Genomic DNA, 23,943 nt, shown 5'->3' with positions numbered 1-23,943 from the left:
GATGGAGTTGCGGTGAGCCAATCCCACGCCATTGCCGCCCCGAGCGCCGCCCCGCCCGCGGTGAAGACCGTTCCGACCACCGAGCAACGCCCGTCCGCGTCGCCGCGGCCGGCAGCCGGATCCGAGTTCGGCCGGGTCGCGTTGGAGCGGGCGTTCGCCGACCCGGTCCGGCCCGTCCACGGCGCGGTCCGTGCATCCGTCGAGGCCGCAACCGGCGTGTCGCTGGCCGGCGTACGGGTGCACACCGGCCCGCACGTGCGGACGGCGGCCCGGGCCGCCCGCGCCGCCGCGTTCACCGCCGGGCGGGACATCGGGATCGCGGTCGGGCCGGGGCAGGAGCTCCCCGACGCGTTGCTCACCCACGAGCTGATCCACGCCGCCCAGCAGTCCGGCGACGGGGATGCCGCACCCGACGACGCGGAGGCGCAGGCGCACCACGGCGCGCACGACCTCGACGCGCTCGGGCCGCTGCGCACCACCGGCACGTCGTACGTCGCGTTCGCCCCCGAGGACTGGCTGCAGACGACCCCGGATGTCCGGCACTACGGGTTCACCGAGCTGGTGGACGAGCTGCGCGCCGTCGACGAATGGCTCAACCGGCAGATCGTGGGCTCGCAGGAGACCGACCGGATGATGGAGGCCAAGGAGGCCCTGCAGGCGGAGCTCGCCCGCCGGCAGGCCGCCATCCGGGCCGCCGACCGGCCGCCACCGCGACGCCGTGGCCGCGGACGGGCGGGGCAGGGGCCCGCCCAGCCGGAGCTGCCCGAGCAGACCGAGATGCCGCGCATCCTGCGGGAGCGGAACAGCAGACAGCTCACCGACCCGGACGAGATCCGGGCCGAGGTGGACCTGATCACCGCCTGGTTGCAGCGTCCCGACCTGAGCCGGGCCGACCGGTCGGTCCTGCGCCAGGAACTCGCCAACCTGGAGCCCGGCCTCGGTGCGGAACTCGGCCGGGCGAGCGCGCAGCGGCAGCAGCAGCGACTGGCCCGCGCCCTGTCCCCGGCGGCGGGCGCCGACCGGTCCGGCGTGCTCGCGAACATCCGGCTGATCGAGTCGATCCGGCCCTACCAGGAGCAGCCGGGTATGGCGTACGTCATGCACGACGGCGAGCTGCTCGTCTTCCCGCAGGAACTCGCCGACCGGGTGCGGGCCGAGGTCACCGCCGCGCTGCAGGAGGCGGCGCGCCGGGCGCGGGACGTGAACGACAGCACCGAGTACCGCATGCGCGAGCACATGCGACTGAACTACGAGGACCAGTACGTCGTCGGCTTCTTCGTCAGCGTCGTCAGCGGTGAGGAGCCGGTCGACGTCCAGCGGCGCATGCTCGACCCGATGGCGGACTCCAACATCGCGCTCAGCCGCTTCCGTAACGCCCAGCAACGCGGCTCGCTGACCGAGATGGCGGACGCCGTCTTCACCGCCGTGGAGAAGGCCGACCAGGCGCAGACCATCGTGCTCGACGGCATCGACCGGGCGGTCGCGGCGGCCGGTTCGATCGTCACCGGCCTGACCATCACCCGGAACCTGGCGTTCGCGGTGGCGCTGTCCATCGGCGCGATCCTCGCCGCCCCGGTGGTCGCGGCCGGCGTCGCCGGGACCGGCGCGACCGGCCTGCTGGCCACCGGCATGACCGCGGTCGGCACCGGGGCGGTCGTCGGCGGTGAGGGCTTCCTGCTCGGGTTCGCCGGTGGGGCGGGCGGTGAGCTGGTCGCCGGCCACGGTGGCGAGGCGGCGCTGCGGACCGGTCTGAGCGAGGGGCGACGGGTCGGCGGGGAGGGCTTCGCGATCGGCGTCGGCGGCGGGGCGAGCCTGGGGCTGGCCGGCAACCTCGGCATGGGCGCGACCGGGCTGAGTCGCGGCGGGCAGCTGTGGCGCGGTGCGCTCGCCGGTGGCGGCGGCAACGCGATCGGGTCGATGACCGGCGCCGCGCTCAGCGACGTCCCGGAGGGCGAGAGCCGGGCGAGTTTCGTGCTGCGCTCCGGGGCGTGGGGCGCCGGGCTCGGCATGTTCGGCGGTGCGGCCGGGACCGGCTCCCGGTGGCTCAGCTCACCCGGAGCGCGGTTCGGCGTCGGCGTGGGGCTGCCCAGCCTGGCCGGCGCCGGCGGGACGTACCTCCAGTCGGGGGGCGACTGGAGCCAGACGTTGCAGGCCGGCGCGTTGGGGCTCACCGTCGGCGGGCTGGCCGGCCGCCAGCCCACCACGGTCACCCCGACCCAGCAGCGCGCGTTCCAGCTCGGCCGGCAGTTCATGGGCGGCGTGCGGGCGTACGCGGGCGCGGCCATGATCGGGTTGGGCAACGTCGGGCCGTCGCTGCGGGTGGGGGAGTCCTCCGCCTCGACCACTATCGTTGTGCGCGACAGCGACGGCGGCTTCGTCCAGCAGGGCCGGGCGGCGGTGCAGCAGCAGGCAACCGTCCAGCAGCAGGCGCCGGCAGCGGTGCAGCAGCAGGCACCCGCGCCGGTCCAGCAGCAGGCACCGGTGCAGCAACCGCAGCAGGCGCTGACCATCCGGGTCTCCACCGGCGCGTTCGTTCCCAACCCGGCCCGCCAGGTCGTCGACCCGTTCTCCGGCGAGGTGCTCGGGCAGCGGTCCGCGTCGGCGCAGACGGCCCGGTCGCTGATCACCGGCATCCGGGCCGACGAGGGCGAGGCGGCGGCCTGGCGGGCGGCACTGGCCCGCGGCGAGATCGGGTTGCAGGGACCGACCGGCTCGAACGTGCCCGGCGGCGACTTCTACACCGCCCAGATCGACGCCAACGGTCAGGTGACTCTCATCGCGACCGACGTGAAGCTGTCCACCGTGGGCAGCTTCCCGACGCCGGCCACCACCCTCAAGCCCACCTGGCGGGCCGAGTTGCAGGCCGCCATCGCACCGGGCCGGCTGAACCTCGGCGACCCCGCGCTGGAGAACGCGATCCGGGCCGCGTTCGCCGCCGGCCGGATCCGGATCCGCCAGCTCAACGCCGACTACTCACCCACCGGCGGGGGCACGATCACCCCCGCCAACGGCTGGTGAGCCCGAACGATCCCGGACACATCAGAAGGCGCCGACCTCGTCGGCGCCTTCTCATCCGTGCCGTCCAGCCATACGGGGTGTCGAACCCCTCATCCGCTACACAAGGTCTCGGCTGTCCCTACCGCGGGTTGGCGCATGCCTGGACCTACGAGGATATTCCCCGCCGTCATGGCAAGCAACGGTCCAGCAGGAACGAGCCCGACTCGACGCGTACCCCGACGCCCAGCGGGTTGAGCACGTCACTGACGTAACGCAACGACACCCTCTGCGCAGCCCCCTCGTCGCGCAGCACCACGCCGGCCCGGAACGGGCCGGACGCGTCGAGGCCGCGCAGTTGCAGGAACGCGCCGAGCTGGCCGGTCACCCGCACCGCGTCGACCGGCGTGCCGTCGGTCTGGTCGCCCGTACGGTGCAACCGCGCGTGGTTGTCCAGCATGGTCAGGCTGCTGAAGCTGCCCACGTAGAAGGCGTGCCGCTGGCGGCCCCAGAAGAACGGCACCGCGCAGGACACCGTGTTGTTGCTGATCACCACCTGGCCGAGCACCCGCCGGCCCCCGCCGGCCGCCCGCAGTGCCACATGGACGCCCTGCAGCGCCCCGGTCACCTCGTTGCCCTCGACCCGGACCAGGTTCGCCCGGTCGCCGGCCACCACGATGCCCTGCCCGACGGCCCGGGTGTCCTTCAGCGCCGCCGCGAGGAACCGGCCGCTGACCGAGCCGACCGCCGCCTGGTGCGGTTCGGTGGCGCTGGCCGTGACGAACCGCGCCAGCCCCTGGTGCAGCGAGGCACGGGACTTCAGCCGCCGGGTCGAGGTGGCCTTCGCCCAGTCGGCGGCCACCCGGCGCAGCGCGGCCGGGCCGCCCATCCGTACCGTGCGCCCGTCGGCCAGTTCGACCGCCGCGCCGCCGCCGGCCGCCGGGTCGGCGGCCAGGTGGCCGGCGACGAACCGGCCCAGCTCGCGGGCCACCAGGCGGGTCATCAGCGTGGTCGCCTTGCCGGCCGACAGCACGACGGTGTTGTCCACGACCGTGCTCTCGGTCGCCGACGCGACGATGACGCCCGCCTGGTGGTCACCGATCTCCAGCCGGTTGCCACGCACCTCCACCGCGCCGGGACGCCTGCCGTCCGGGTCGGGCGCCGCGTAGATGCCCGACTGCGCACGCCCGGACGAGTCCGGGCACCACACCTCGCAGTCGCGCACCCGCACCCCGTCGCAGCCCAGGAACGTCAACGCGCCCAGCAGGTGCTCCGCACCGGGCGGGGTGTCGGGGGCCCGGCCGGACTCCACCCGCAGGCGGGTGACCTCGATGTCCGGGCAGCGGGTTGCGACCAGCACCGCCTCGTGCTTCTCGCCGACCAGCACCGTGGCCGGTCCGATCCCGGTGATCACCACCCGCTGTTTGCCCGTCACGGTCAGCGGGGCACCGACCCGGAACGTGCCGGCGGCGAGGCACAGCTCGCCGCCGGTGGCGGGCAACGCGTCCAGGGCGGCCTGCAGGTCGTCACCCGGGAACGCGGTCACCGTGCAGGTCCCGCCGCGCAGGTCGGTCAGCGGCGGGAAGGTCGGCCGGCAGTCCGTGAGCACGGTCTTGTTCGTCAGGTCCACCACGGCCAGCGGCGCGGCGGTGTGCACGACGCCGTCGGGCGGGGCGTCGGTCAGCGTCTCCACCGCGTCGGCGGCGCTGCCGCGGACCCGCACCCCCCACCAGTCGCCGACCTGGTAGCCGCCGGCGCGGGCGGTGAACGCGATGCCGACGTCGGCCCCGCCGAGGGTCAGCGGGACCGCGGTGGCCGCGCCGACGACCTGCCCGTCCCAGCGCCGCAGGCAGGTACCCGGCGGGTCGCCCGCCAGCGGGCTGGCCGTACCGAGGGTGACCGTGTCGCCGCCGGCCGACGGCGCCACCGCCGCCACGGTGAACAGCGCGCCGTGGTCGCGCCGGTCGGCCCGGCGCGCCAGCGTCGACACCTCGACCAGGTCGCCGGGGGCGAACGTCACCGCGGGCGACGGGGCGAGGGTCACCGTCGTGCCGGCCACCGTCGCCGCCACCGCGTCGCTGCCGTTCGCATACGACCAGGCGAACCGGGCCGTCTTCTCCGTGCCCGCGTCGAGCACCTCGATGCGCAGCAGCCCGTCGGGCAGCTTGCTGCGCGGGTCGTCCGGAGGCGCGCACGGGTCCGGTGACACCGGCGCGGCGGTCCGCGAGACGTCCAGCCGGCCGGTCGACACCGGTACGGGCAGGCCGGCGCCCGAGCAGGTGGGGGACGTCGCGGGGACGGCCCGTACCCGCCAGCCCACCCGGGTGCGGGTGGTGGTGTCGACGCCGGCGAGGGCCGGGTCGAGCAGGCTCGGGTCCTCCGCCGCCTGCACCTCCTCGACGAACGCGTCGAGGTAGACGTTCACCAGGCCGGACGCGGGCAGCGCGGCGACCTCCGGCTGTGCCGCGTACCCCAGGTCGGTGGGGTTGCGGGCGAGCAGCCCGCCGATCCACATCGTCCCGGCGCGGACCGTCAACGCCCCGCCCACGAACTCCACCTTGAAGGCGGTGCTGCCGACCGGCACCCCGGCCGGGCCGATCGCGTCGTGGGCGAGCTGCCGGGCGTCCCGGGCGGAGCCCCCGACGACCAGGTTCCAGTCGGTGTCGAGCAGCACCCGGCCCTGCTGCATGAGTGCAGCGGTCCACCGGTCGGTGGCGCGCAACGGGACGCTGGTGACGTCTCCGGTCATGTCATTCCTCCGGGTGCGCGACGCTCAGGTGCGGATGCACGGTCAGCGGGGTCATCTCGGGCAGGCGCTGCGCCAGCCGGGCGGCCAGCGGCCCGCGGCGGGCGTGGTGGTAGGCGCCGATCTCGCCACCGTCGCTCGCGCCGGTGAGCAGTGCCGGCGACGGGCGGGCCGACGGGGCGTCCACCACCGGCGCGTAGTAGCCGGCCGAGTCGAAGCCGATCCCGCCGAAGCGCGGCAACGGCCCGGTCAGGCAGTGGTACGCGGGCGGGTGGGCCTGTGGCGAGTCGTGCTCGCCCAGGTGGCAGTAGCGCACGCAGCCGGTGGACGTGACGGTGGTGCGCAGCCCGCCGGTGAACAGGCAGTCGGTCACCCACACCTCGTCGGCTCCGACCGGCCCGACGAAGGTGACCCCGGTGGCGACGAGGTCGGGCGGGAACCGGTCGGCGGCGGCGATCGCGGCGCGGGTCGGGTCGCCGCCCGGATCGCCGCCGCACGGCATCAGCGCCGCGCCCCGCCCGTCGACGACGCAGTCGGTCAGCTGGATCGGGTACGCGGACAGGTCGGCGCGGATCGGGCCGAGCAGGCAGCGCGTCGCGGCCAGCCGGACCGTCCACGCGGTCGGGTCCACGTCGATCCCGTGCCCGGACGTCGGGTCGCCGGTCATCCCGACCAGGTCGACGCCGGCGAGCTGGGCGCCGATCCGCAGCGCGCCCGCGAGGAGGAACCCGCAGAGCTCGATCCGCACGTCGGTCAGCTGCAGGGACAGGTCCCCGGTGACCACCGGGGTGCACCCGGTCGGGGCGACGACCCGCCACCGGGTCAGCGTCGGGGTGCCGGTCACCGGCGCCGCGGGCGCGGCGAGCCGGTCGCTGGTGAGCAGGCGGATCTCCACCTGCGGGGCGTCCGGCTCGCTGGAACTGCTGGTCGCCGCGGTGGCGGCGGCGAACGCCGCGGTCAGGGTGGGCACGACGATCTGCCCGGCGGGGTGCGGACCCGACGCCGGATCGACGACGATCACCACGCCCGCGTCGTCGCGGGTCTCGGCGGTGCTCGCCACCGCGCCGAGCCGCCCCGGGACGGCCCGGTAGAACGTGGCGCGGAGGGTGCCCGGCACGTCCCCGGCGGGTTTCACCACCCCCCGGTACGGGTCGACGAGCACCGTCCCCGCCGGGGCGGCGGGGGACCCGGCGGGCGGCAGGGCGGTCAGCCCGATCTTCGCCCAGGGCAGCGGCACGCCGTCCACGGTCAGCTCCAGCAGCGCCGGCCCGTCACCGGTGAGGGGATGGTCGGCCGCGAGCGTCCACACCGGCCCGTAGCTCACGTCGCCGAGCGCGTCGATCAGCCGCCACGTGGCGCGTACCGGCAGCTCGTCCGGCGTGCGCGGACGACGCGGTGCGGGCGGCTCGCCGGGTGGTCGCTCGTCCTCGGCGTCGCTGGCGATCTCCAGCGGTCGCGGCCGCAGGTAGAGCGGCGCGCTGCCGCCGAGCGGGTGCAGCGCGAACCGGCCGCCCCCCAGCGGCGCCACCTGGACCTGTTCGTAGCCGAGCACCTGCCACGGGAACACCTGCACGGTCGCCGCCGCCGGGTGGAACGACCCGCCCGGCGTGACCGACCGTCGCGCGGGGTCGAGCCCGGTGCCCGCCAGCAGGTGCTCGCCGTTGCGCAGGTCCAGCGAGGCGGTACGCCGGACCGGGTGGCGCAGTTGCTGGCACCACACCGTCGCCGTCCAGCCCTCGCGCACCCGTGCCGACCAGCCCGTGACGACCTCGGCGAAGTCCTCCAGGGCGGCCGGGGTCCCCTTGCGCCGGCGTAGCGCGGTCGCGTACGCGATTTCGCGCCGGTCGGCGTCCGGCGGCAGCCCCAGCAGCGCGCCCAGGTACGGCAGCGCCCAGTCCGCGGCGCTGTCCGGGAAGGCGTCGTCGAGCACCCGGTCGACGTCCGCCGCGAGCAGCAGCCACTGCTCCTCCAACGCCGTCAGCAACGCGAGCAGCGGCGGTGTGTCGGCGCCGGCCGGCCCGGTGTTCAGCAGGGCCGGCGGCACCATACGCAGGAAACGTTCGCTCATTGGAGATGCACCGCCGTCACGCTCAACAGTTCGTACCGTTCAGCCGGTGTCCGGCCGATCGCGGCCTCGGCGGCGGACGGCGCGCGGACGCCCGGGGTGACCGACAGCGCGACCACGCCGACGACCCCGGTGACCGCCTGCGCCACGGCCAGCACGTCGCTCGCGTCGACCGGCACGCCCAGGTCGCGCGGTCGGGGCGCGAGCGGGCCGGCCGGGTCGAGCAGCGCCGCGCCGACCGCCTCCCGGACCGTCACCGGGTCCCGGCGCGGGTCGGCGGTCACCGTCAGCGTGGCGGTCAGCGCGCTCGGCACGCCCGCGCACACGCACAGGCCCACCGAGGTGTCCCGCCGGGCGTCCAGGTAGCCGGCGAGCGAGGTCAGCTCGGCGGGCAGCGGTGCGCGCACCCCCGTGTCGCCGAACCGCAGCGACGCCACATGCAGACCGCTCCCGCCGCAGGGGCAGCCCACCGGGCCCGCGCCCCGCCACGCCACGCTGTGGCTCGTCCCCGGCACGCCGAGCGCCAGGTCGGCCAGATCGTCCAGTGACACCGCGCGGTCCAGCGCGCGGACCCGGGCCGCGGCGGCCCGCCGCATCTGCAGCGAGTCCTCCTGGTCGGCGGCCCCGGTGGTACGGCCCACCCCGGCGATCTTGCGGACGCCCCGCACGCTGCCGAGCAACGTGTCGATCCGCGTCGCGTCCAGCTCACCGACCAGGCCGCCGCCGACCCGCCAGGTCGCCGTCACCTCGCCGCGTACCGCGTCGGCGCCGAAGCGGACCACGAGGCGGCCGTCGGCGGCGAGCCGGGTGGTGAACACCGGTGCGGTCGGGTCCCGCCCGTACAGGCTGTCGACCTCGTCGAAGGCCACCCCGCCGACCCGGACGGTGAGACTGTCGGTGACCCGGCCCGACTGGTCGACGTCGGCGGTGACCGGGCCGGGGACGACGGTGCCGCCGTCGGCCACGGTCAGCGGTCCGCGGCGCGTCTCGCCGTGCCGGACCGGGACGAGGTTGGCGGTCGCCGGGGCCTTCGCGGCCGTCCCGGTGAGCCCGGAGCCGAGGACGAGCAGCATGCCACCCACGTCGTCGGTGGTGTCGCCGGCGTCCCGCGAGCAGTCCGCCAGCTCCCAGCCGGCGCTGGTCTGCACGGCGATCCGGGTGGGCACCTCGGCGGGCCGGGGATGCACCCGCAGCCGGGTCCCGCCGGGGGCCAGCGGCGGCAGCTCGTGGTGCTGGGCGACGACCCGGTGGTCGACGAGCAGGATCTCGATGTCGTCGTTCCGCTGGCCCGGCGGCAGCGGGTCGGTCAGCTCGATCCGGCCGACGTGGTGCTTTGTCCCCGGGGCGACCGACCAGTCCACGCCGCTGACCGACTCGACCGTCGTGACGAACGCGCCGTACGCGTTCGAGACGAGGATGTTCATACCCGGGCTCGCCGCGCTCGCGTCGGTCACCAGCAGGTGGCCGGAGCCGACCGCCGCGGCCTCGCCCGGGTAGCTGACGGCGGCCGTGGCGGCGGCGCCGGAGGAGTTCACGTAGGACAACTTGCTGAGCCGGTGCGCCAGCGACAGTTTCGCGCGTACCCGGTAGGCGGCGTACGTGGTGCCGCTGACCGGCGCCAGCAGCCCGGCGAGCTCCCGGTCGGTGGTGACCAGGAAGGCGCCCAGGTCGTCGGACCTCTTCGTCACCGTCACCACGGCGCGCAGCGTCAGGTTGCTGGCGAACAGGGTGTAGACGATCGACATCCAGCCGAGCCAGCCCCACCAGGTCGACGGCATCGGCACGTACCCCGAGGGTTTCTCGGCGACCAGCGCCACCCGGTCGCCGGCGCCGAAGCCCGGATCGGTGAGCAGCCGCAGCCCGCGGCCCGGCGGCGGCTGCGGGGTCGGCACGGCGGTGACGGTGAGGTCGGCCCAGTCGGCGCGCAGCTGCGTGTCGGTGACCACCTCGAAGGTCTGCGCGGCCCGGGTGGACGTGCCCGGCGCCTGCACCCGGGTGCCGGCCGGGACGAGCGGACCGGCCCCGGAGTCCGTCGTGCAGCGGATCCAGCCGTGCGCCGCGGTCCGCTGCGTCGGCCGGTGGCCGAGCAGATCGATGGTCCGGCGCAGGTCCGTCCAGTCCTGCGCGGTGCCCAGGTACCGCTCGCCGGCGGCGAGTTCGGTGTACGCGGCCACCGAGTCGGCCACCCGCGACCACAGCTCGGCGGCGGTGACGACGGCCGGGTCGCCCGCCACGTCCAGGCGCGCGCCCAGCGGTCCGGCCCCGCCCGCCCCGGTCACCCCGGCGATCCCGGCGAGCAGCCCGTCGCGGAAGTCGTACCGGTCGGCGAGCCGGCGACGCAGCCGGGGCAGACCCGGCGGCGGGTCGGGCCGGGGCGTCAGCTCACGGGGCTCCGGTGCGTTCATCGGCCACCCTCCACGGTCAGCTCGATCCGGCCCCGGTCCGGCGCGGCGGCGTCGTCGTCGCAGACCGCGATCTCGTCCGGCCCGACCACCAGCACCTCGTGGTACGTCCCGGCCGGCTCGGACAGCCGGCGCGCCTCCGTCACCCGCACCGCGTCCACCCCGGGCACCCCGGCGACGGCCGCGACGACCGTCGACACGTACACCGAGGTGCCGAGCGGGTGCGCGGCGGGCGTGAAGACCGCCCCCGGCCGGCCCGGCCGCAGCGCCGCCAGGATCCGCAGCCGGGCCAGCGCGGGATCGGTCCCCGGGGTCAGGCACACCGTCACCGCGACGAGCAGGCCCACCGGGGTCGCCGGCAGGGTGACCACCTCCGTGCCGACCATCCGCACCGCGTCCATCACCTCGGCCACCGCGGCGCCGACCGACGGGTCGTCCACGTCGCCCGCCAACTCCACGGCCACGAGGCCGACCGGCCAGGATCCGGACCACGACCGGCGCGCCGCGGCGCGGGCCACACCGGGGACCTGCGTCGCGAACGGCGGCAGGTCGCTCACCAGCACCGCCCGCCGGGGCACCGCCGCGTACGCCTGCGGAGCGTCCCGGCGTACGTCGTCGAGCGGCACGGCGGCGGCGCCACCCACCCCCGGCGTGAGGTTGCGCGCGGTGACCCTCGCGTCGGCCTCCGCCCACACACACGGCTGCCCGGCCGGGGAGGTGCTCCGCACCAGCCGCGTCAACGTGTTCGCCGCGATCAGCCCGCCCGGGCCGGCGCCGACCTCGTAGCGCACGGTCACCGCCGACCGGGCCGGCGGCACCACGCCCAGCACGCCGGTGCGGAACCGCAACCGGGGCGGGTGGTCGTCGTCGTGGTCGACCACGACGCTGAACCCCTCCGCCGTCGCCCGCAGCAGGCTGGTCACCCGGGTCGCCCCGACGGTGATGCCGCTGGGCAGCGCCACCCGGGTGTCCAGCCGCCACGGCCGGCCGCCGGGCGCGCAGGACAGTCCCGCCGTTGCGGCGCGGACGAGCAGGTAGTCCGCGACCCGCTGGCGGGCCGGGTCGGGTCGGCCGCCGGTGAGCGGGTCGAGCGGCGCGATCGCCGCCGGACCGTCGACCAGCAGACCGTGGTGGGCGGGCAGGACGCCGAGCCGGGCCACGCCGACGCGGGGCGTGCCGCCGGAGTGGTCCACGCTGACCGGCACCGGCCGGGTCAGCGCGTCGGCGGCGTCCCAGGACACCCGCACCAGCGGCAGGCCCGGGGAGAGCGGGTCGGTCATCTCGACCGCGTGGGTCACCCGGACCACCTGCGCCGGGTACGAGGCGAGGGGGAGGCGGATCTGCTCGCCGCCGCCGTCGTCCGGCGGCCAGTTGGTGAGCCGCCGCGCCCAGTCCTGCTGCGCGCCGGCCGGCCCGGGGGCGACCACCTCGAAGGCGAGCAGCGAGCCCACCGGCAGCCAGGTCGCCAGCGGTGCGCCGTCGGCCGGGCGGGGGCGGACCAGCACCGCGCTGGTCGCGCCGGCGGTCAGCACCGCGTCCGCCTCGGTCCAGTCGTAGAGCGGCACCTCGGCGTGCGAGGCGAAGACGGTGACCGGGGCGTCGGTCTCCAGCGTGAAGTGCGCGGCGTCGGGCGACCGTTCCGGGTCCCCGACGGCGTCGGTCGCGGTGTCCCCTGGCTGGACGACGAAGCTGCTGTCGGTCGGTCCGGCGTTCGGGTGGGCCCGCCGCACCTGCACGAACGTGGCGGCGCTGGTCGCGGGGGGCACCGGGTGGTCGACCAGGCGGGCGTGCCGGGTGACGCTGGCGCGGCGGCGGGCGGTGCCGAGCCAGGTCTCGGTGGCGATCCGGTCCAGGCGGTAGTGCAGCAGGTCACCGAGGTGCGCCATCAGTTCGAGCAGGGTGACCGTGACGTCGGCGGGGGAGTGGTCGGAGTTCGGCGCGAGGACGTCCAGCCGTTCCAGGAGCATCGCCCGCAGCTCGGCGTAGTCGCGGGCCAGGGTGTCGTAGTCGGGCGGGGTGAGCGGGGCGGGCTGCTCCGGAATCCGCACGCAGTCCGGCACGTCGCCGCACTCCGGGCGGAGCCGTACCGGCAGGTGCCGGCGCAGCGGATCGACCTGGAGCCCGAGCCCGGCCAGGCCCGCCGGGTCGACGCCCAGCCGGTACGGCGCGCGGCCGGGCAGCGCCGCGCCCACCGCCTGCACGGGCAGGTCGAGGTGCGCGGGGACCGGATTCCCGTCCGGGTCGGTGGTCGCCGCGACGACCGTCCCCGGGCCGGTGACGGTGACCGCCGGGCGGCCCTGGAACGTCCACAGCCCGGCGGCGGTCAGCCCGGCCGGCGGGTCGTCGTAGAGCCAGACCGAGACGGTGCGGGTGCTTCCCGAACCGGTCGCGCTGGCCGCGCGCAGCCCGATGACGCTGCCCCCGGTGAACAGCGCCTCCGGCCGGCGCAGCGGACTGGCCTGCGGCTGCACCGGCTCGGTGTAGGCGTCGAAGGTGGTCACAGCGCCGCCGCCGGCAGGGTGAGGGTGACAGTCCGGGTCTCGCCTGCCGGCCGGGGGCGGTAGACCACCTGTGCGGACACCGTCGAGTCGGCGACGGTCACGGTCACGTCCACGACGTCGAGGCGGTCGCCGAGCGCGTCGGTGAGGCTGCCCCGGGCCCGGGCCCGCACGGTGCCGGCCAGGTCCGGGGAGAGCGGCTGGAACAGCGTCGACGGGCCCAGTCCGGCGCCGAAACCCGGCCGGTGCAGCCGCTCGTTCGGCCCGGTGAGCAGAACCATGCGGACGAGGTCGTCCAGGTGCTCCAGTGCCGACCGGGTGGCCAGCCGGCGGCCGGCGCCGACGGCCCAGGGTTGGGCGGCGAACCGCTTCATCTGCCCTCCACCTTCGACTGGTTCGTCCTGATCTGGAGCGTGCCCTGCGGCGCGGACGCCGCGCTCAGGCACAGCCCCACGCTGGTGTCGAGCAGCACCGGGTCGCCGGCCGTGACCCGGACGGCCGGGGACTGCCACCGCACGGTCGTGCACGGGCTGGCGACGTTGCCGACCATGAACGGGCAGCCGGTGATCGTCGTGCTGTCGGAGAGCACGAGCACCGGGGCGCCGTCGGCCAGCACCCGGTCCTGGCCCGCGGTGAAGCTCGCCGACCCGCCGTGCGGGCAGGTCGCCACGGTGGCGGTGGTGAGCAGGTAGCCGGGCACGTCACTTCACCACCAGGGCGCCGTCGTTGATGTCGACCTGCCCGTTCTGCATGACGATGGTCGCGCCCGACCCGTTGTCGATCCGCACGCCGTCGTCATCGAGCGTGATGACCGGGCCCGCCGAGCAGGTGACGGTCAGCGCGCCCTCCTCGTCGGACAGTTCGAGCCGGTGCCCGCCCGGGGTGAGCAGCACGACCGTGTTCGGCCCGGCACCCGCCACCGCCTTGCCGGCGCTCCAGTTCGCGCCCGACCAGACCGGCTGCGCGGACAGGTCGCCGCGCGGCCACTGCACCAGCACGGCCGCGCCGACCGGGGGGACCAACGCGAAGCCGCAGCCGTCCCCCGCGTACGGCAGTGCGGGCAGGCACCAGCCGGTCGGGCCGTCCAGCAGCTCCGGGACGACCACCTTGATCCGGCACTTCTTCTCCGGGTCGTCGTTGTCGTGCACCGTGCCGGGGAACAGCCCGACGTGGGCGGCGTTCACAGCGCCGCCCCCGCGGCGAGGGCGGCCAGCCCGCCGGCGCCTGCCGACCCGCTGCCCAGCGCGTTGCGGATCAGGCCCAACGCCTGGCTGTGCCCGCCGGCGGTGATCGTGTGCCGCACCGACTTGACCAGCCACAGCCCGTCCAGCGTCGGGCCGAGCCCGGCGACGGTGATGGTGCGGCGGGCGCGGACCAGCGGCATGTCGGGGGCGGTCAGCGTGGTGGACAGCGACGCGCCGAACGCGCTGCGCTCGGCCATCGCCGTGGCGGTCGTCCGGGCGTCCAGCACGCTGATGCCGGCCGCGGCGTGGGTACGGATCAGGGTGGCCCCGCCGAGCGACCGCGGGCCCATCGCGTGCCCGGTGCCCGGGTCGCTGGCCACGTCGGTGTCGGTGGTTCCCGGGACGGTGCGGGTCAGGTGCACCTCCTGACCGGCGAGCAGCTGCACCGACGCGGTGGCCCGGCCGCCGAGCTCGCCGTAGCCCAGCCGGATGGTGGTCTGCGCCGCCGCCGTCGGGTCGATCCGCTTGAACACCCCGGTGACCACTCCGCCGATCGACTCGACGTGCAGGTCGAACCCGTTGCGCCCGGCCAGGCCCCGCAGGAAGGCCCAGTCGGTGGCGCTCTGCTGCGGCGAGTAGGTGGCCGAGTCCGTCCCGGCCGGGGTGGACTCGACCTGCGCGGCCAGGCCGTACTGCGTGAACAGCGTCCGCGCGATCGTCGAGTCGGTGGTGTCCTGCCACAGCCGCTGCACGTCGCGGCGGTCCATCTCGACGCTGCGGTCCATCCCCTCCACGGTCAACGTGGACCGCCCGCCGGGCGTGAAGCTCCAGTTCGCGCTCACGCTGCGGGCGTCGATCTCGTAGCTGGCCCCGCCCCGGCCCACCCGCACGGTGAACGGGGTGGCCGGCGCGACCAGCGCGTCCAGCGAACTGTGCCACGCGCTGTTGTTGTCGGTGTCCATCGCGACGGTGACGCTGGCCTTGTCCGGGCTGCCGAGCGACTCCTCGACGCTGACGCTCTGCACCAGCTCCAGCTGGTGCGCGGTCAGCGGGTTTCCGTCGACCGTGATCACGGTGCGCGTCTCAGGCATCGGGCACCGCCAGCATCGTCCCCGGCTCCTCCAGGGCGAGCGCGTCGGCGGCCGGGTTGGCGTCGGCGATCACCCACCACCGGGTGCTGTCGTTCAACGCCGCCGCCGCGAGCAGGTCGAGCCGGTCGCCGGCGCGGACGGGGTACACCACGTCGGCCCTCGGCGCGACGCTGATCCGCGGCGTCGACATCGGCCGCGTCGTGCCGTCGTCCTGCGCCACGTCCAGCTGCGGCTGGTCCGCGTACCGGCCGGTCACAGCATCAACTCCACGCCCTGGGCGATGCCGACGGTGGCGCTGGCGGTGCGTACCGCCTGGTAGGCCGTCGCCAGCACGTTCGCCAGCTTCAGGTCCGGGCTGAGGTCCCGGCTGCGCAGCACGGTCAGCGACAGGTCCACGGTGGCCTGCACGGGCTGCAACATCGCGTCGAAGCCGGTCTCGTGGATCGTGCAGCTGTCCACCCGGACCGGGACGATCCGCTCCAGGCTCCAGGCGAGTACCACCAGCGGCAGCGACGGTGCGGGCACCGGCGCGGGGCCTGCACCGCCGCCGAGTGCGCCGGTGATCGCCCCGACCAGCGCGGCCAACCCGCCGCCGCCCGGCTCGAGCAGCCCTTCGATGGTCGCCAGCAGCGGTCCGATGCCGAGCGACCCGGTGATCGGCTTGTCGATCGCGTCCAGCGCGTCGAGTTCGATTTTCAACGTGTACGACTCCACCGGCGGTCCGCCCACCCGGAGCCCGGACCCGCCGGACTCACCGCGCTGCACCCGCAGTACCCGGGTCACCTCGGCCGGGTTGTACTGGAACGGCACCAGGCTCGGCACCATGCCCGCCACCGGGTCGGAGAAGGACAGCAGCATCCCGCGCATCAACATGACCTGCTCCTCGGTCCGTGGTCGGTGCCGGTGACGTGGTCCGCGACGGCTCGCGCGACGGCCGCCTCCGGCCCGTCCGGCCAGGCCCGGCCGGCCAACGCGGCCTCGATGGCGGCGCGAAGCAGACCCGGTTCGGGCGGCTGGTCGACGTTCACGTGGATGTCGGTCACCGGGGCCTCCGGGCGGTGGGTGGACGGCGGCTCTTCTCCAACTCGCGGCGGACGGCGGCGTGCAGGTGCTCGGCCCGCACCGCCGTGCCCGCGGCGATGGCGCTGACCGTGGCGGCCAGCGCGGCGGCCCGGATGGTGGCCCCGGACAGCTCCTCGCGGGCGACCGCCGCGGTGTCGACGTCGGGCAGGTGGCGGCGCCAGATCCGTTCCCGCTCGCCGTGGTCGGGCAGGTCGAACCGGACGGCGAGCCGGATCCGGCGGGCGAACGCCTCGTCCAGCGCGGACGGACGGTTGCTGGTCAGCACGACCACGCCGGCGTGCACCTCGATGCGCTGCAACAGGTGGTCGATCTCCAGGTTGGCGTAGCGGTCCCGGGCGTCGGTGACGTCGCCTCGCTTACCGAACAGCCCGTCCGCCTCGTCGAAGAGCAGCACCGCGCCGGCCACCGCCGCGTCGCGCAGCACGCTGTCGAGATTGCGTTGGGTCTCGCCCAGCCACTTGGTCACCACCCGGGCCAGATCGACGACCCACAGGTCACGGTCGATCGCGGCGGCGACCGCCTCGGCCGCGGCGGTCTTGCCGGTGCCGGACGGCCCGTGGAACAGCGCGATGACGGCCCGGCCCAACCGGCCGGTCAGCCCCAGCCGGTCGTGCGCGGCGGGGGAGTGCCGCGCGTGCGCGACCACGTCGCGTACCGCGGCGAGGGTCGCCGGGGGAAGGACCAGGTCGTCGAGTGTGGTCGTCGGCGGCAGCCGGCGGGCGAGCCCACCCGGGTCGTGGCGGGGTTGGGACCGCAGTGCGGCGCTCACGTCCCGGGCCGTCGCGGCCCGGCCGTCCACGGCCGCCGCCACGCGGGCCCGCTCCACCACGGCGGCTATCGCCGGCTCGGCCAGCGGCAGCCGTCCGACCAGGTCGGCCAGCTCGTCCGGGTTCACGGCGACGCCGGCCTGCCGCAGCGCGCGCCGCCAGACCTGCTCGGCCACGGCCAGCGGCGGCGCGGCCAGCTCGACGACGTGCCACCCGGGCGGGCCCGGATCGTCCGCGCCGCCCAGCGCGAGCACCGTCCCGTCCGGCGGCGCGTCGCCCGGCTCGAGGAGGACCGCCGGCAGCTCGTGCCGGAGGCGCAGCAGCAGCCGGGCGACCGCCGGCGGCCGTACCCCGGGAGCCGGCGCGATGCCGAGCTGCGCCGCCACGGCGTCGCGCACCGGCGCACGATCGTCGGGCACCTCGCAGCGGACCAGCACGGGGACGCCCGCGTCGAGCAGCGCGGCGATCCGCGTCGCGGCGGCGGCGACCCGCGGCGCGACCCCGCCCGGCGCGGGTGGTGCGGGGCGTTGGCCGGCGATCGCGGCGACGGTGGTGGTGGGCAGCCGGATCGGGGCGTCGGGGTCGACCAGGACGTCCAGCAGCCCGCCGCGGACCAGCGGGTGGGTGGCGCCCACGGTCAGCGGCACGGTCACGCCGACACCGGCGAGGACGTGCGCGAGCAGGCCGAGGCTCGGCCGGCGGCGGCCGGCGTCGTCGTGCACGCAGCCGCAGACGATCGCCACCTGCGGCTCGACCGCCGCCCACCAGGCCACCGCGAGTACCGCCTCGGCGGCGGCGTCGATGCCGGTGACCCGGACCAGCTCGGCGAACTCGCCCTCGGTCGGCAGCGGCAGGAGCGCGACGCGGGGGTGCGGGTCGACGACACCGACGGCGGCGACCGCGCGGGTCGCGTCGTCCAGCGTCGGGTCGGCCCACGCCTCGCGGTAGCGGCGCAGCACGTCGGCGGCGCCGGAGACGAAGAGGTGCCGCCAGGCGAGCAGCCGCGGGTCGGTCAGCGCCGAGGGTGTCCCCCGGGCGGGCGCCTCCACCGTCGCGATGCTCACGGCGCCACCGCCAGCTCCGTCGCCGGCCCGGCGACCGTGCCGCACCGCAGGCTCACCGGGACCGTCGCGCCGGGCGCGTCGGGCGGCAGGGCGGGCACGACGACCTGGATCGAGGTCGCGGACAGTGCCGTGTACGGCACCGCCCGCCCGGCGAAGAACGCCTGACCGCCGTCGGTGACGTGCCGCACCGTCAGCGTCGCCGTGGCGCCGGAGGCCAGCGGCGCGGCGGCGGACACGACGACCGGCACCACCGTCACCGTCGCGGACCCGCTGCCGGCCGCCAACCCGTCGGCGAGGTTGGTGACCACGAGGGGCCGGGCGCCAGGGACGAGTTCACCGTTGGGCAGGTGCACGGTGAGGCCGCCCGGTGCCGGACTGGCGGTGAGCCGCCACGGCCCGGTGCTGTGCGTGGTGGCCGGGTCGGGACGCCCGTCGGTGGGATCGTCCGGATCGCCGGGTAGCCGGCCCAACGTCACCTGGCGCTGGTCGGTCACGCCGTGCGCCCGTACGGTGAGAGCCTGGTCGAACCAGGCCACCGCCGGCCGGACGTCGTCGACGACCGGCGCCGGCGACGGTGCCACGCCGACCCGGCGGGCGCGCACCGGCGGCCCCGGCGTGTACGCCGTCAGCGCCGGCACGGTGACCAGGCTGACCTGGTAGCCGATCGACAGTCGCAGCGCGTGCGAGCCGGTGTTCCACAGCGCGGTGATCGTCTCCATCGGCACCTGCTCGATGGTTATCCGCAGGGGTTCGACCATGCCTTCCAACGCGCCCGCGACGTCGGTGACGGCGCGGTCGGGGCCGGTCGCGACCGGAGTGTCCGCGCCGAAGATCCCGTTCTCGTGCAGCGCCGACATGAGCGCGGAGAGGGCGGCGTGCACCACGTCGTCCTCGGTGCCGCTCTCGGTCAGCTCACCGGCGTCGGCGGTGAGCAGGTAGTGCAGCGTGAGCGCGAGCGGCGGGCGGCCGCGCCGGGTCCGCCAGCCGTGCTGCGGCGACTCCATGTTGGCGTACGCGGGCGCCGGCTCGATCCGGTAGAGGAACCAGTTGAGCCGGGGTCCGTCGACCGGGCGGTCGAGCGGCCCGACGCTGACCCCGACCGGAGTGGCCAGTCCCTTCAGTGCCTCGGTGGTCAGCACACGGAGCACCTCGTCCACGCCGGCCAGCACGGGCGGTCCGGGGCTGAACAGGCTCACCAGCCACCCCCTCGTCGGGCGGTGACGCCCTCTTCGAGCGCGCGGCAGCCGCTGAACGGGTCGGTCTCGGTGGGTGGCGGGGCGACCTGGATCTCGATGCGTCCGATCTGTACCGGTGGCACGGGGGCGGGTTTCACCGTGTCGCGGGGCGCCGGGGCGCCGACCGGCGTCGTGCGCTCCGGCGCCGGCGTGCCCGGCCCGGGTGCCGCCGGGGTCGGGGTGGGGACGGTGGGGTCGGTCGGCACCGCCGCGACCTCGGGCGTGCGGATCAGCGCGGCGGGCCGGGCCGCCGGCGGCGCCGACGCAGCGCTGCCCTCCGGTTGGTCCGGCCAGCCGGCGACATCGGGTCGGGCGGGCGCGCCGGTGGGCGACGCGGCCGGGATCCCCTCGACGTCCGCGACGGTGGGGTCGACGACCGGCGCCGGCGCCGTCGGCGGCCCACCGACCGGACGGGGCGCCGTCCGGTCGGTCGCGCCCGGAGCCGGCAACCCGGCCGGATCAGCCGGCGGAGACCGGCGTGCCGGGGACGACAGGGGTGGGGCCGGGGCCGGCGTGCCCGGACGCGGTACGGCGGGCCGGGCCGGCGACGACGTTCCCGCCCGATGGTGGTCGTTCGGCGGCTCGGCCGGGTGATCGTTCGGGGACGCGGCCGGCGGAGACTCGCGGGACGGGCGGGGGACCGGCGGTGCCGCCGTTGACAGGTGGGGGACCGGCGGTGGGGCCACGGCCGGGAGTGCGGTCCCGGCGTCGTCCAGGTGGGCGGCGAGCGGCGAGTCGACGGTGACCGGGGGCCGGGTAGCGCGGGCGACCAGCCGCGCGACGGCCGGCGGCACGCTCACGGCGTCGTCCCCGCGACCAGGGCGGCCAGGCGGCGACGACGCTCGTCCGGCAGCGATTCGATCACCGCGAGGTCCCAGCCGTACCGGGAGGCGAGCAGGTGCACCTCCCGGTCGATGTCGACCCGTAGACCGCTGAGCGCCCGCAGCACCAGTGCGACCACGTCGACGTCCACCTCCAGCGGCCCACCGCAGTCGCAGCACGACGAACGCAGCGGTCCGCACAGCGACCCCTCGACGCGGGCCAGGTCGTCGAGCGTGGCACCCTCGCCGACCCGGCACAGCGCGAGCAGCCGGTGCGGGTCGCCCCGGGCGGCGAGCAGGTCCGCGTAACTGGGCTCGCGTACGCCGACCCCGGGCGAGCACCAGGCGCTGCGCGGGTGGTGCTCGCCGACGTCGGCCCGGCCGAGCGGCAGGGTGGTCAGCGCGCCGCAGCCCGGGCAGGCGACGGTGAGTTCGAGCGGGCGGCCCACCGCGCGCTCGTGCACGGCGAGCAGTTGCCGGTCGGCGGCGCTGGCCGGCAGGTGCGCCGGGTCGGGCTCGGGTGCGGCGGCGCGCAGCACGGCGACGGCCTGCGCGAGGAGGCCGTCGCCGTCGTCGAGCGCGGCGACCAGCCGCGCCAGACCGGGTGCCGCCGGCATGACCGGGCCCGCCTCAGACACTCTGCTCGGCGGGCTCGGTGACCGACGTGTCGCGCTCCCAGCCCTCCAGCTCCAGCTTGATGCTCTGGATGGCGACCACTGCCGTGGCGGCGTCCAGCGCGGGCAGCGCCTGGTACTCGGAGACCCAGCAGCGGAACAGTTTGTAGCTGAGCACCTTCTGGTTCGCCTCGTTGAACACGTCGACGATGAGATCCTTGCGGAAGTCCCGCAACGAGATGCCCGGCTGGCGCAGGCTGGAGACCTTGTTCGCCCAGGCTTCGAAGGCGAGGTCGTGCGTGACGCCACGTTCCAGGGTGACCGCGTCGTACGTGGTCAGGCCCGGGCTCTTGCGGTCGTGGCCGGGGTCACCGCCGACCCGGTGCGTGACCGGTGCCGTCGACCGCTTCAGCGGGGACATCTTCGACAACCCCGCCACGTACACGCCGTCCCACCGGACGCGGAACATGTGGCTCTTGTACGGGTCGAAGCGCGTGGGGTTCACGCTGAACTCGGCCATGTCACTCTCCCGCCTGGCTCAGCTGGGTGATGGTGATGATCACGAACTCGGCGGGCTTGAGCGGGGCGAACCCGACCACGACGTTGACCCGGCCGTTGTCTATCTCGGTCTGCGGGTTGACCGACGAGTCGCAGACGACGAAGAAGCTGTCCGACTCGGCGTGCTTCTCGGACTGCTGGAACGCGCCCTGCCGGAACAGCCCGCGCATGAAGCCCCCGACCGCCAGGCGCAGCTGCGCCCAGAGGTCCGGGTCGTTCGGCTCGAAGACGGCGAACTGCGTTCCCAGGTAGAGGCTGGCCGAGATGTAGTCGGTCAGCCGGCGGACCGGGACGTACTTGGAGTCGCTGGAGAGGACGTCGCTGCCGGCGAGGGTCCGGGCGCCCCACACCACCATGCCGACGCCGGGGAAGGTGCGCAGTACGTTGAGCCCGAGCGGGTTCAGCGCGCCGGAGACGTCGTCGTTGGTCGGGGCGGTGAGCCCGACCGCTCCGGCGATGCCGGCCTCCAGCCCCGCCGGGGCCTTCCACACCCCGCGCGACGCGTCGGTGCGGGCCATGATCCCGGCGACCGCGCCGCTGGGACCCCACCCGTCCGCGCCGCCGTCGGCGGTGACCAGCCGGGGCCAGTAGACCGCGCCGTGGGCGCCCTGCGCCCGCAGCAGGTTCGCGGCGGTCTTCAGCTGCGCCGGGTTCAGCCCCGGCGCCGGGTCGATCACCAGGAACGCGTTCTGCCGGCGGCAGTAGTCCAGCGCCGTGTTGATCGAGGCGGTGTCCGCGGTCGTCACGCCCGGCAGGCAGAGCAGGTTGAACCGGGGAAAGTCCAACGTGTCCAGGGCGAGCAGGCCCTGGCCGGCGGTGGCCGACACGATCTCGTTCGCGCCGACGGTCGCCCCGTCGGAGCCGCCGGCCAGTGGCGCCGCCGCGGCGGCGGCCGGCCGGTACGGCGCGCTCGCACTCACCTCGACGCCGCCGCGGGCCACGCCCAGGCCGAGGTCGGCCGACGCGTCGTTCAGCCCGCTCAGCCCGACCACGACCGCACTGTCCAGGTCGCTGGTCTTGCTGGTCAGCACGAGCTTGCCGCCGGACACGCTGGCGGTCACCGGCCAGATCGAACCGGGCGCGTTGATGTGGTCACGGACCTGCGCGAGGGTGTGCGAGACGGGCGGGTCCTCGGTCGGGAAGAGGACGTGGTCGTTCGCCGGGCCCTGGTCGACCGAGAGTCGTAACGCCTTGCCGGTCACCGTGACGTTGGCGGGGCTCAGCGCCCCGGTGGACGTCCCGGCCGAGGGCGCGGGCGCCGGCGTGCCGGTGACCTGGGCGGTGACCAGGGTGCTGGCGTTGAGCACCGACACCAGGTAACGGGTGCTGGCGGGGGACATCGACAGCTCCCGCCAGACCTCCTTGACGGTCACCGTCGCAGGCCCGCCGCCGACGCCGGGCGTCCACTCGGTGAGCTCCAGGTTGAACCGGTCGGACGGGAAGTCGTCGGCCGCCTTCACCTGGGCGAAGAGGCCGGTCTGCCCGGTCGTCCCGGCGCCGCTGCCGTTGGCGTACGCCCCGCGCGAGCGGGCCGTGAGGGTCACCGTCAGCCCGTTCACGGCGGGCAGGGCCAGTGTCGCCGCGGCCGCGCCCGCCCCGAGCGCCCGGACCACGACGGCCTGGGCGCCGCCGTTGACGAAGAACTGCCCGACGGCGTGACCCATCGGCTGCGCGGTGTCCATCACGTCGCCGAACCGCCGCAGGTAGTCGGCGAAGCTGGACACCGGCACGGGGGTGTCGCCCGGGCCCTTGCGGGCGGCGCCGACGAACGCGGTCAACGACGTCGACACACCGGTGATCGCGTGGCTGCCGGACGGACGTTCGAGGACGTACACGCCGGGGTATGTCGTCTGCACGCTCATGGGCGGATTCTCGCCGTCGATCGTCGTCGGCCCGTCTCCCGATCGTGGCCGGGCCGTCGCGCCCGCGTTGTCGAGCCGTCGCGCGCGCGTTGTCGGCGCGTCTCCGCTGACGCCTGCGCCGAGGTTCGAACGGACAGCCGGCACCCCGGGTCGGGACGGTACGCGGAGCCGGCGACGGCCGAACGGGCAGGAAGGATCGCCCACGTGGTGGACCGAAGTATCAGCCGGGCGGGTGCGGGTGGGTCAGCTGGCCCCTTCGGGCAGCATCTCCTGGAGCTGCCGGCTGGGCCGCAGCTGCAGCTCTTCCCACAACAGGTCGCGGAAGCGGACGTACTGGCGGACCGCCTCCGCCGTGTTGCCTTCGGCGAGGTGGGCGGCGATCACGATCCGTTGGGCGCTCTCCCGCAACTGGTCGAGGCCCACCGCGGCGAGCGCGGCCACCAGGGCGGTGGCGGTACGGCCCGCGTTGAGGTCGTTGCGCGCGAGTGCCTCCAGCGTGTGCAGGCGCACCTGGCGCAGCGACTCGCGGTGACCGTCCAACCAGTCGTACGACCACTCCGGCAGGAGATCGCCCTCCAGCAGGCGTACCGCCTGCCGGTTCACTCTCGGCTCGCTCACGGAGACCGCGTCGGAGAGCCGGTAGATCTCGTGCAGGTCGACCTCGGTGCCCCGGGCCAGCCCGATGTGCTGGTTCTCCTGCTCCAGCAACCCGGACACGTGCCGGTTGAGCCGCCACAGCGCCTGCCGCAGCGACGCGTGCGCGTCGCGCTCGCTGCGTTCCGGCCACAGTGTGCCGGCCAGGGTGGTCCGAGGGCGGGGTTGATCGGCGACGGCAAGGCAGCCGATCAACCGTTGACTGCCCTCGGACAGCGCGATGAACCGTCCGTCGACCAGCACGCGGAAGCGGTGCAGTACCTCGACGCGCACGTGCCGGGCCTGAGTTGTCGACGTACCCCCCA

Annotated in this window: 19 protein-coding genes; 1 reads left to right on the top strand and 18 read right to left on the bottom strand. The window is 75.6% G+C overall.

Translation table 11 applies throughout. The features are described from left to right. Positions 1-12 precede the first annotated feature (12 nt). Positions 13-3,018 (top strand): DUF4157 domain-containing protein, encoded by a 3,006-nt coding sequence (locus AB0873_RS12245; protein WP_366599723.1) that lies wholly within the window; start codon positions 13-15, stop codon positions 3,016-3,018. Between the two features lie 166 nt (positions 3,019-3,184). On the opposite strand, the gene AB0873_RS12240 is transcribed toward AB0873_RS12245, so the two are convergent. The 18 genes from AB0873_RS12240 to AB0873_RS12155 form a co-directional block, all read right to left on the bottom strand. Then, positions 3,185-5,743, bottom strand: coding sequence for a DUF6519 domain-containing protein (locus AB0873_RS12240; RefSeq protein ID WP_366599722.1), 2,559 nt, complete (start codon positions 5,741-5,743; stop codon positions 3,185-3,187). Position 5,744: 1 nt separating this feature from the next. Beyond that, the gene (locus AB0873_RS12235; protein ID WP_366599721.1) at positions 5,745-7,808 is read right to left on the bottom strand and encodes a phage tail protein; all 2,064 of its coding nucleotides are present in this window, start codon (positions 7,806-7,808) and stop codon (positions 5,745-5,747) included. Then, positions 7,805-10,210, bottom strand: coding sequence for a hypothetical protein (locus AB0873_RS12230; RefSeq protein ID WP_366599720.1), 2,406 nt, complete (start codon positions 10,208-10,210; stop codon positions 7,805-7,807). The genes AB0873_RS12235 and AB0873_RS12230 overlap by 4 nt, the downstream gene beginning before the upstream one ends. Further along, entirely contained in the window at positions 10,207-12,708 is a 2,502-nt protein-coding gene (locus tag AB0873_RS12225) for a baseplate J/gp47 family protein (RefSeq protein WP_366599719.1), read from the bottom strand. Before AB0873_RS12225 ends, AB0873_RS12230 begins: the two co-directional genes overlap by 4 nt. Continuing rightward, entirely contained in the window at positions 12,705-13,079 is a 375-nt protein-coding gene (locus AB0873_RS12220) for a hypothetical protein (protein ID WP_155331501.1), read from the bottom strand. Before AB0873_RS12220 ends, AB0873_RS12225 begins: the two co-directional genes overlap by 4 nt. Further along, the gene (locus AB0873_RS12215) at positions 13,076-13,405 is read right to left on the bottom strand and encodes a hypothetical protein (RefSeq protein WP_366599718.1); all 330 of its coding nucleotides are present in this window, start codon (positions 13,403-13,405) and stop codon (positions 13,076-13,078) included. Before AB0873_RS12215 ends, AB0873_RS12220 begins: the two co-directional genes overlap by 4 nt. Position 13,406: 1 nt before the next feature. Further along, positions 13,407-13,889 carry a phage baseplate assembly protein V gene (locus AB0873_RS12210; RefSeq protein ID WP_366599717.1) on the bottom strand — a complete coding sequence of 161 codons (483 nt, stop codon included), beginning with the start codon at positions 13,887-13,889 and terminating at the stop codon, positions 13,407-13,409. Beyond that, the gene (locus tag AB0873_RS12205) at positions 13,886-14,980 is read right to left on the bottom strand and encodes a hypothetical protein (RefSeq protein WP_366599716.1); all 1,095 of its coding nucleotides are present in this window, start codon (positions 14,978-14,980) and stop codon (positions 13,886-13,888) included. Before AB0873_RS12205 ends, AB0873_RS12210 begins: the two co-directional genes overlap by 4 nt. Further along, positions 14,973-15,236, bottom strand: coding sequence for a hypothetical protein (locus tag AB0873_RS12200; RefSeq protein WP_155331504.1), 264 nt, complete (start codon positions 15,234-15,236; stop codon positions 14,973-14,975). The genes AB0873_RS12205 and AB0873_RS12200 overlap by 8 nt, the downstream gene beginning before the upstream one ends. Beyond that, positions 15,233-15,853: a hypothetical protein gene (locus tag AB0873_RS12195; RefSeq protein ID WP_366599715.1), complete on the bottom strand. Its 621-nt coding sequence runs from the start codon at positions 15,851-15,853 to the stop codon at positions 15,233-15,235. The genes AB0873_RS12200 and AB0873_RS12195 overlap by 4 nt, the downstream gene beginning before the upstream one ends. Beyond that, positions 15,847-16,023, bottom strand: a complete 177-nt coding sequence (locus AB0873_RS12190; protein ID WP_155331506.1) for a hypothetical protein — start codon at positions 16,021-16,023, stop codon at positions 15,847-15,849. The genes AB0873_RS12195 and AB0873_RS12190 overlap by 7 nt, the downstream gene beginning before the upstream one ends. Next, on the bottom strand, positions 16,020-17,894 hold the full coding sequence (locus AB0873_RS12185) for an AAA family ATPase (RefSeq protein ID WP_366599714.1): 1,875 nt from the start codon (positions 17,892-17,894) through the stop codon (positions 16,020-16,022). Before AB0873_RS12185 ends, AB0873_RS12190 begins: the two co-directional genes overlap by 4 nt. Continuing rightward, a complete protein-coding gene (locus AB0873_RS12180; protein WP_366599713.1) occupies positions 17,891-19,090 on the bottom strand; it encodes a DUF4255 domain-containing protein in 1,200 nt (399 codons plus the stop codon). The genes AB0873_RS12185 and AB0873_RS12180 overlap by 4 nt, the downstream gene beginning before the upstream one ends. Continuing rightward, entirely contained in the window at positions 19,087-19,929 is an 843-nt protein-coding gene (locus AB0873_RS12175) for a hypothetical protein (RefSeq protein WP_366599712.1), read from the bottom strand. The genes AB0873_RS12180 and AB0873_RS12175 overlap by 4 nt, the downstream gene beginning before the upstream one ends. Next, a complete protein-coding gene (locus AB0873_RS12170; RefSeq protein ID WP_366599711.1) occupies positions 19,926-20,567 on the bottom strand; it encodes a hypothetical protein in 642 nt (213 codons plus the stop codon). Before AB0873_RS12170 ends, AB0873_RS12175 begins: the two co-directional genes overlap by 4 nt. Before the next feature lie 13 nt (positions 20,568-20,580). After that, on the bottom strand, positions 20,581-21,084 hold the full coding sequence (locus AB0873_RS12165; protein WP_111134925.1) for a phage tail protein: 504 nt from the start codon (positions 21,082-21,084) through the stop codon (positions 20,581-20,583). Between the two features lies 1 nt (position 21,085). Next, positions 21,086-22,984, bottom strand: a complete 1,899-nt coding sequence (locus AB0873_RS12160) for a phage tail sheath subtilisin-like domain-containing protein (RefSeq protein ID WP_366599710.1) — start codon at positions 22,982-22,984, stop codon at positions 21,086-21,088. A 243-nt stretch (positions 22,985-23,227) separates the two neighbouring features. After that, positions 23,228-23,911, bottom strand: a complete 684-nt coding sequence (locus AB0873_RS12155) for a BTAD domain-containing putative transcriptional regulator (RefSeq protein ID WP_366599709.1) — start codon at positions 23,909-23,911, stop codon at positions 23,228-23,230. Between the last annotated feature and the right edge of the window lie 32 nt (positions 23,912-23,943).

The sequence above is a fragment of the Micromonospora sp. NPDC047707 genome (assembly GCF_040704235.1).
Classification (GTDB): Bacteria; Actinomycetota; Actinomycetes; order Mycobacteriales; family Micromonosporaceae; genus Micromonospora.
The sequence above is the reverse complement of the archived record's forward strand: the minus strand, read 5'-3'. Positions and strand labels throughout refer to the sequence as shown.

Bases quoted from the DNA above. Each gene is read 5' to 3' on its own strand.
- AB0873_RS12240 (WP_366599722.1), bottom strand. From the start codon at position 5,743: ATGACCGGAGACGTCACCAGCGTCCCGTTGCGCGCCACCGACCGGTGG.
- AB0873_RS12235 (WP_366599721.1), bottom strand. From the start codon at position 7,808: ATGAGCGAACGTTTCCTGCGTATGGTGCCGCCGGCCCTGCTGAACACC.
- AB0873_RS12230 (WP_366599720.1), bottom strand. From the start codon at position 10,210: ATGAACGCACCGGAGCCCCGTGAGCTGACGCCCCGGCCCGACCCGCCG.
- AB0873_RS12220 (WP_155331501.1), bottom strand. From the start codon at position 13,079: ATGAAGCGGTTCGCCGCCCAACCCTGGGCCGTCGGCGCCGGCCGCCGG.
- AB0873_RS12205 (WP_366599716.1), bottom strand. From the start codon at position 14,980: ATGCCTGAGACGCGCACCGTGATCACGGTCGACGGAAACCCGCTGACC.
- AB0873_RS12195 (WP_366599715.1), bottom strand. From the start codon at position 15,853: ATGTTGATGCGCGGGATGCTGCTGTCCTTCTCCGACCCGGTGGCGGGC.
- AB0873_RS12170 (WP_366599711.1), bottom strand. From the start codon at position 20,567: ATGCCGGCGGCACCCGGTCTGGCGCGGCTGGTCGCCGCGCTCGACGAC.
- AB0873_RS12165 (WP_111134925.1), bottom strand. From the start codon at position 21,084: ATGGCCGAGTTCAGCGTGAACCCCACGCGCTTCGACCCGTACAAGAGC.
- AB0873_RS12160 (WP_366599710.1), bottom strand. From the start codon at position 22,984: ATGAGCGTGCAGACGACATACCCCGGCGTGTACGTCCTCGAACGTCCG.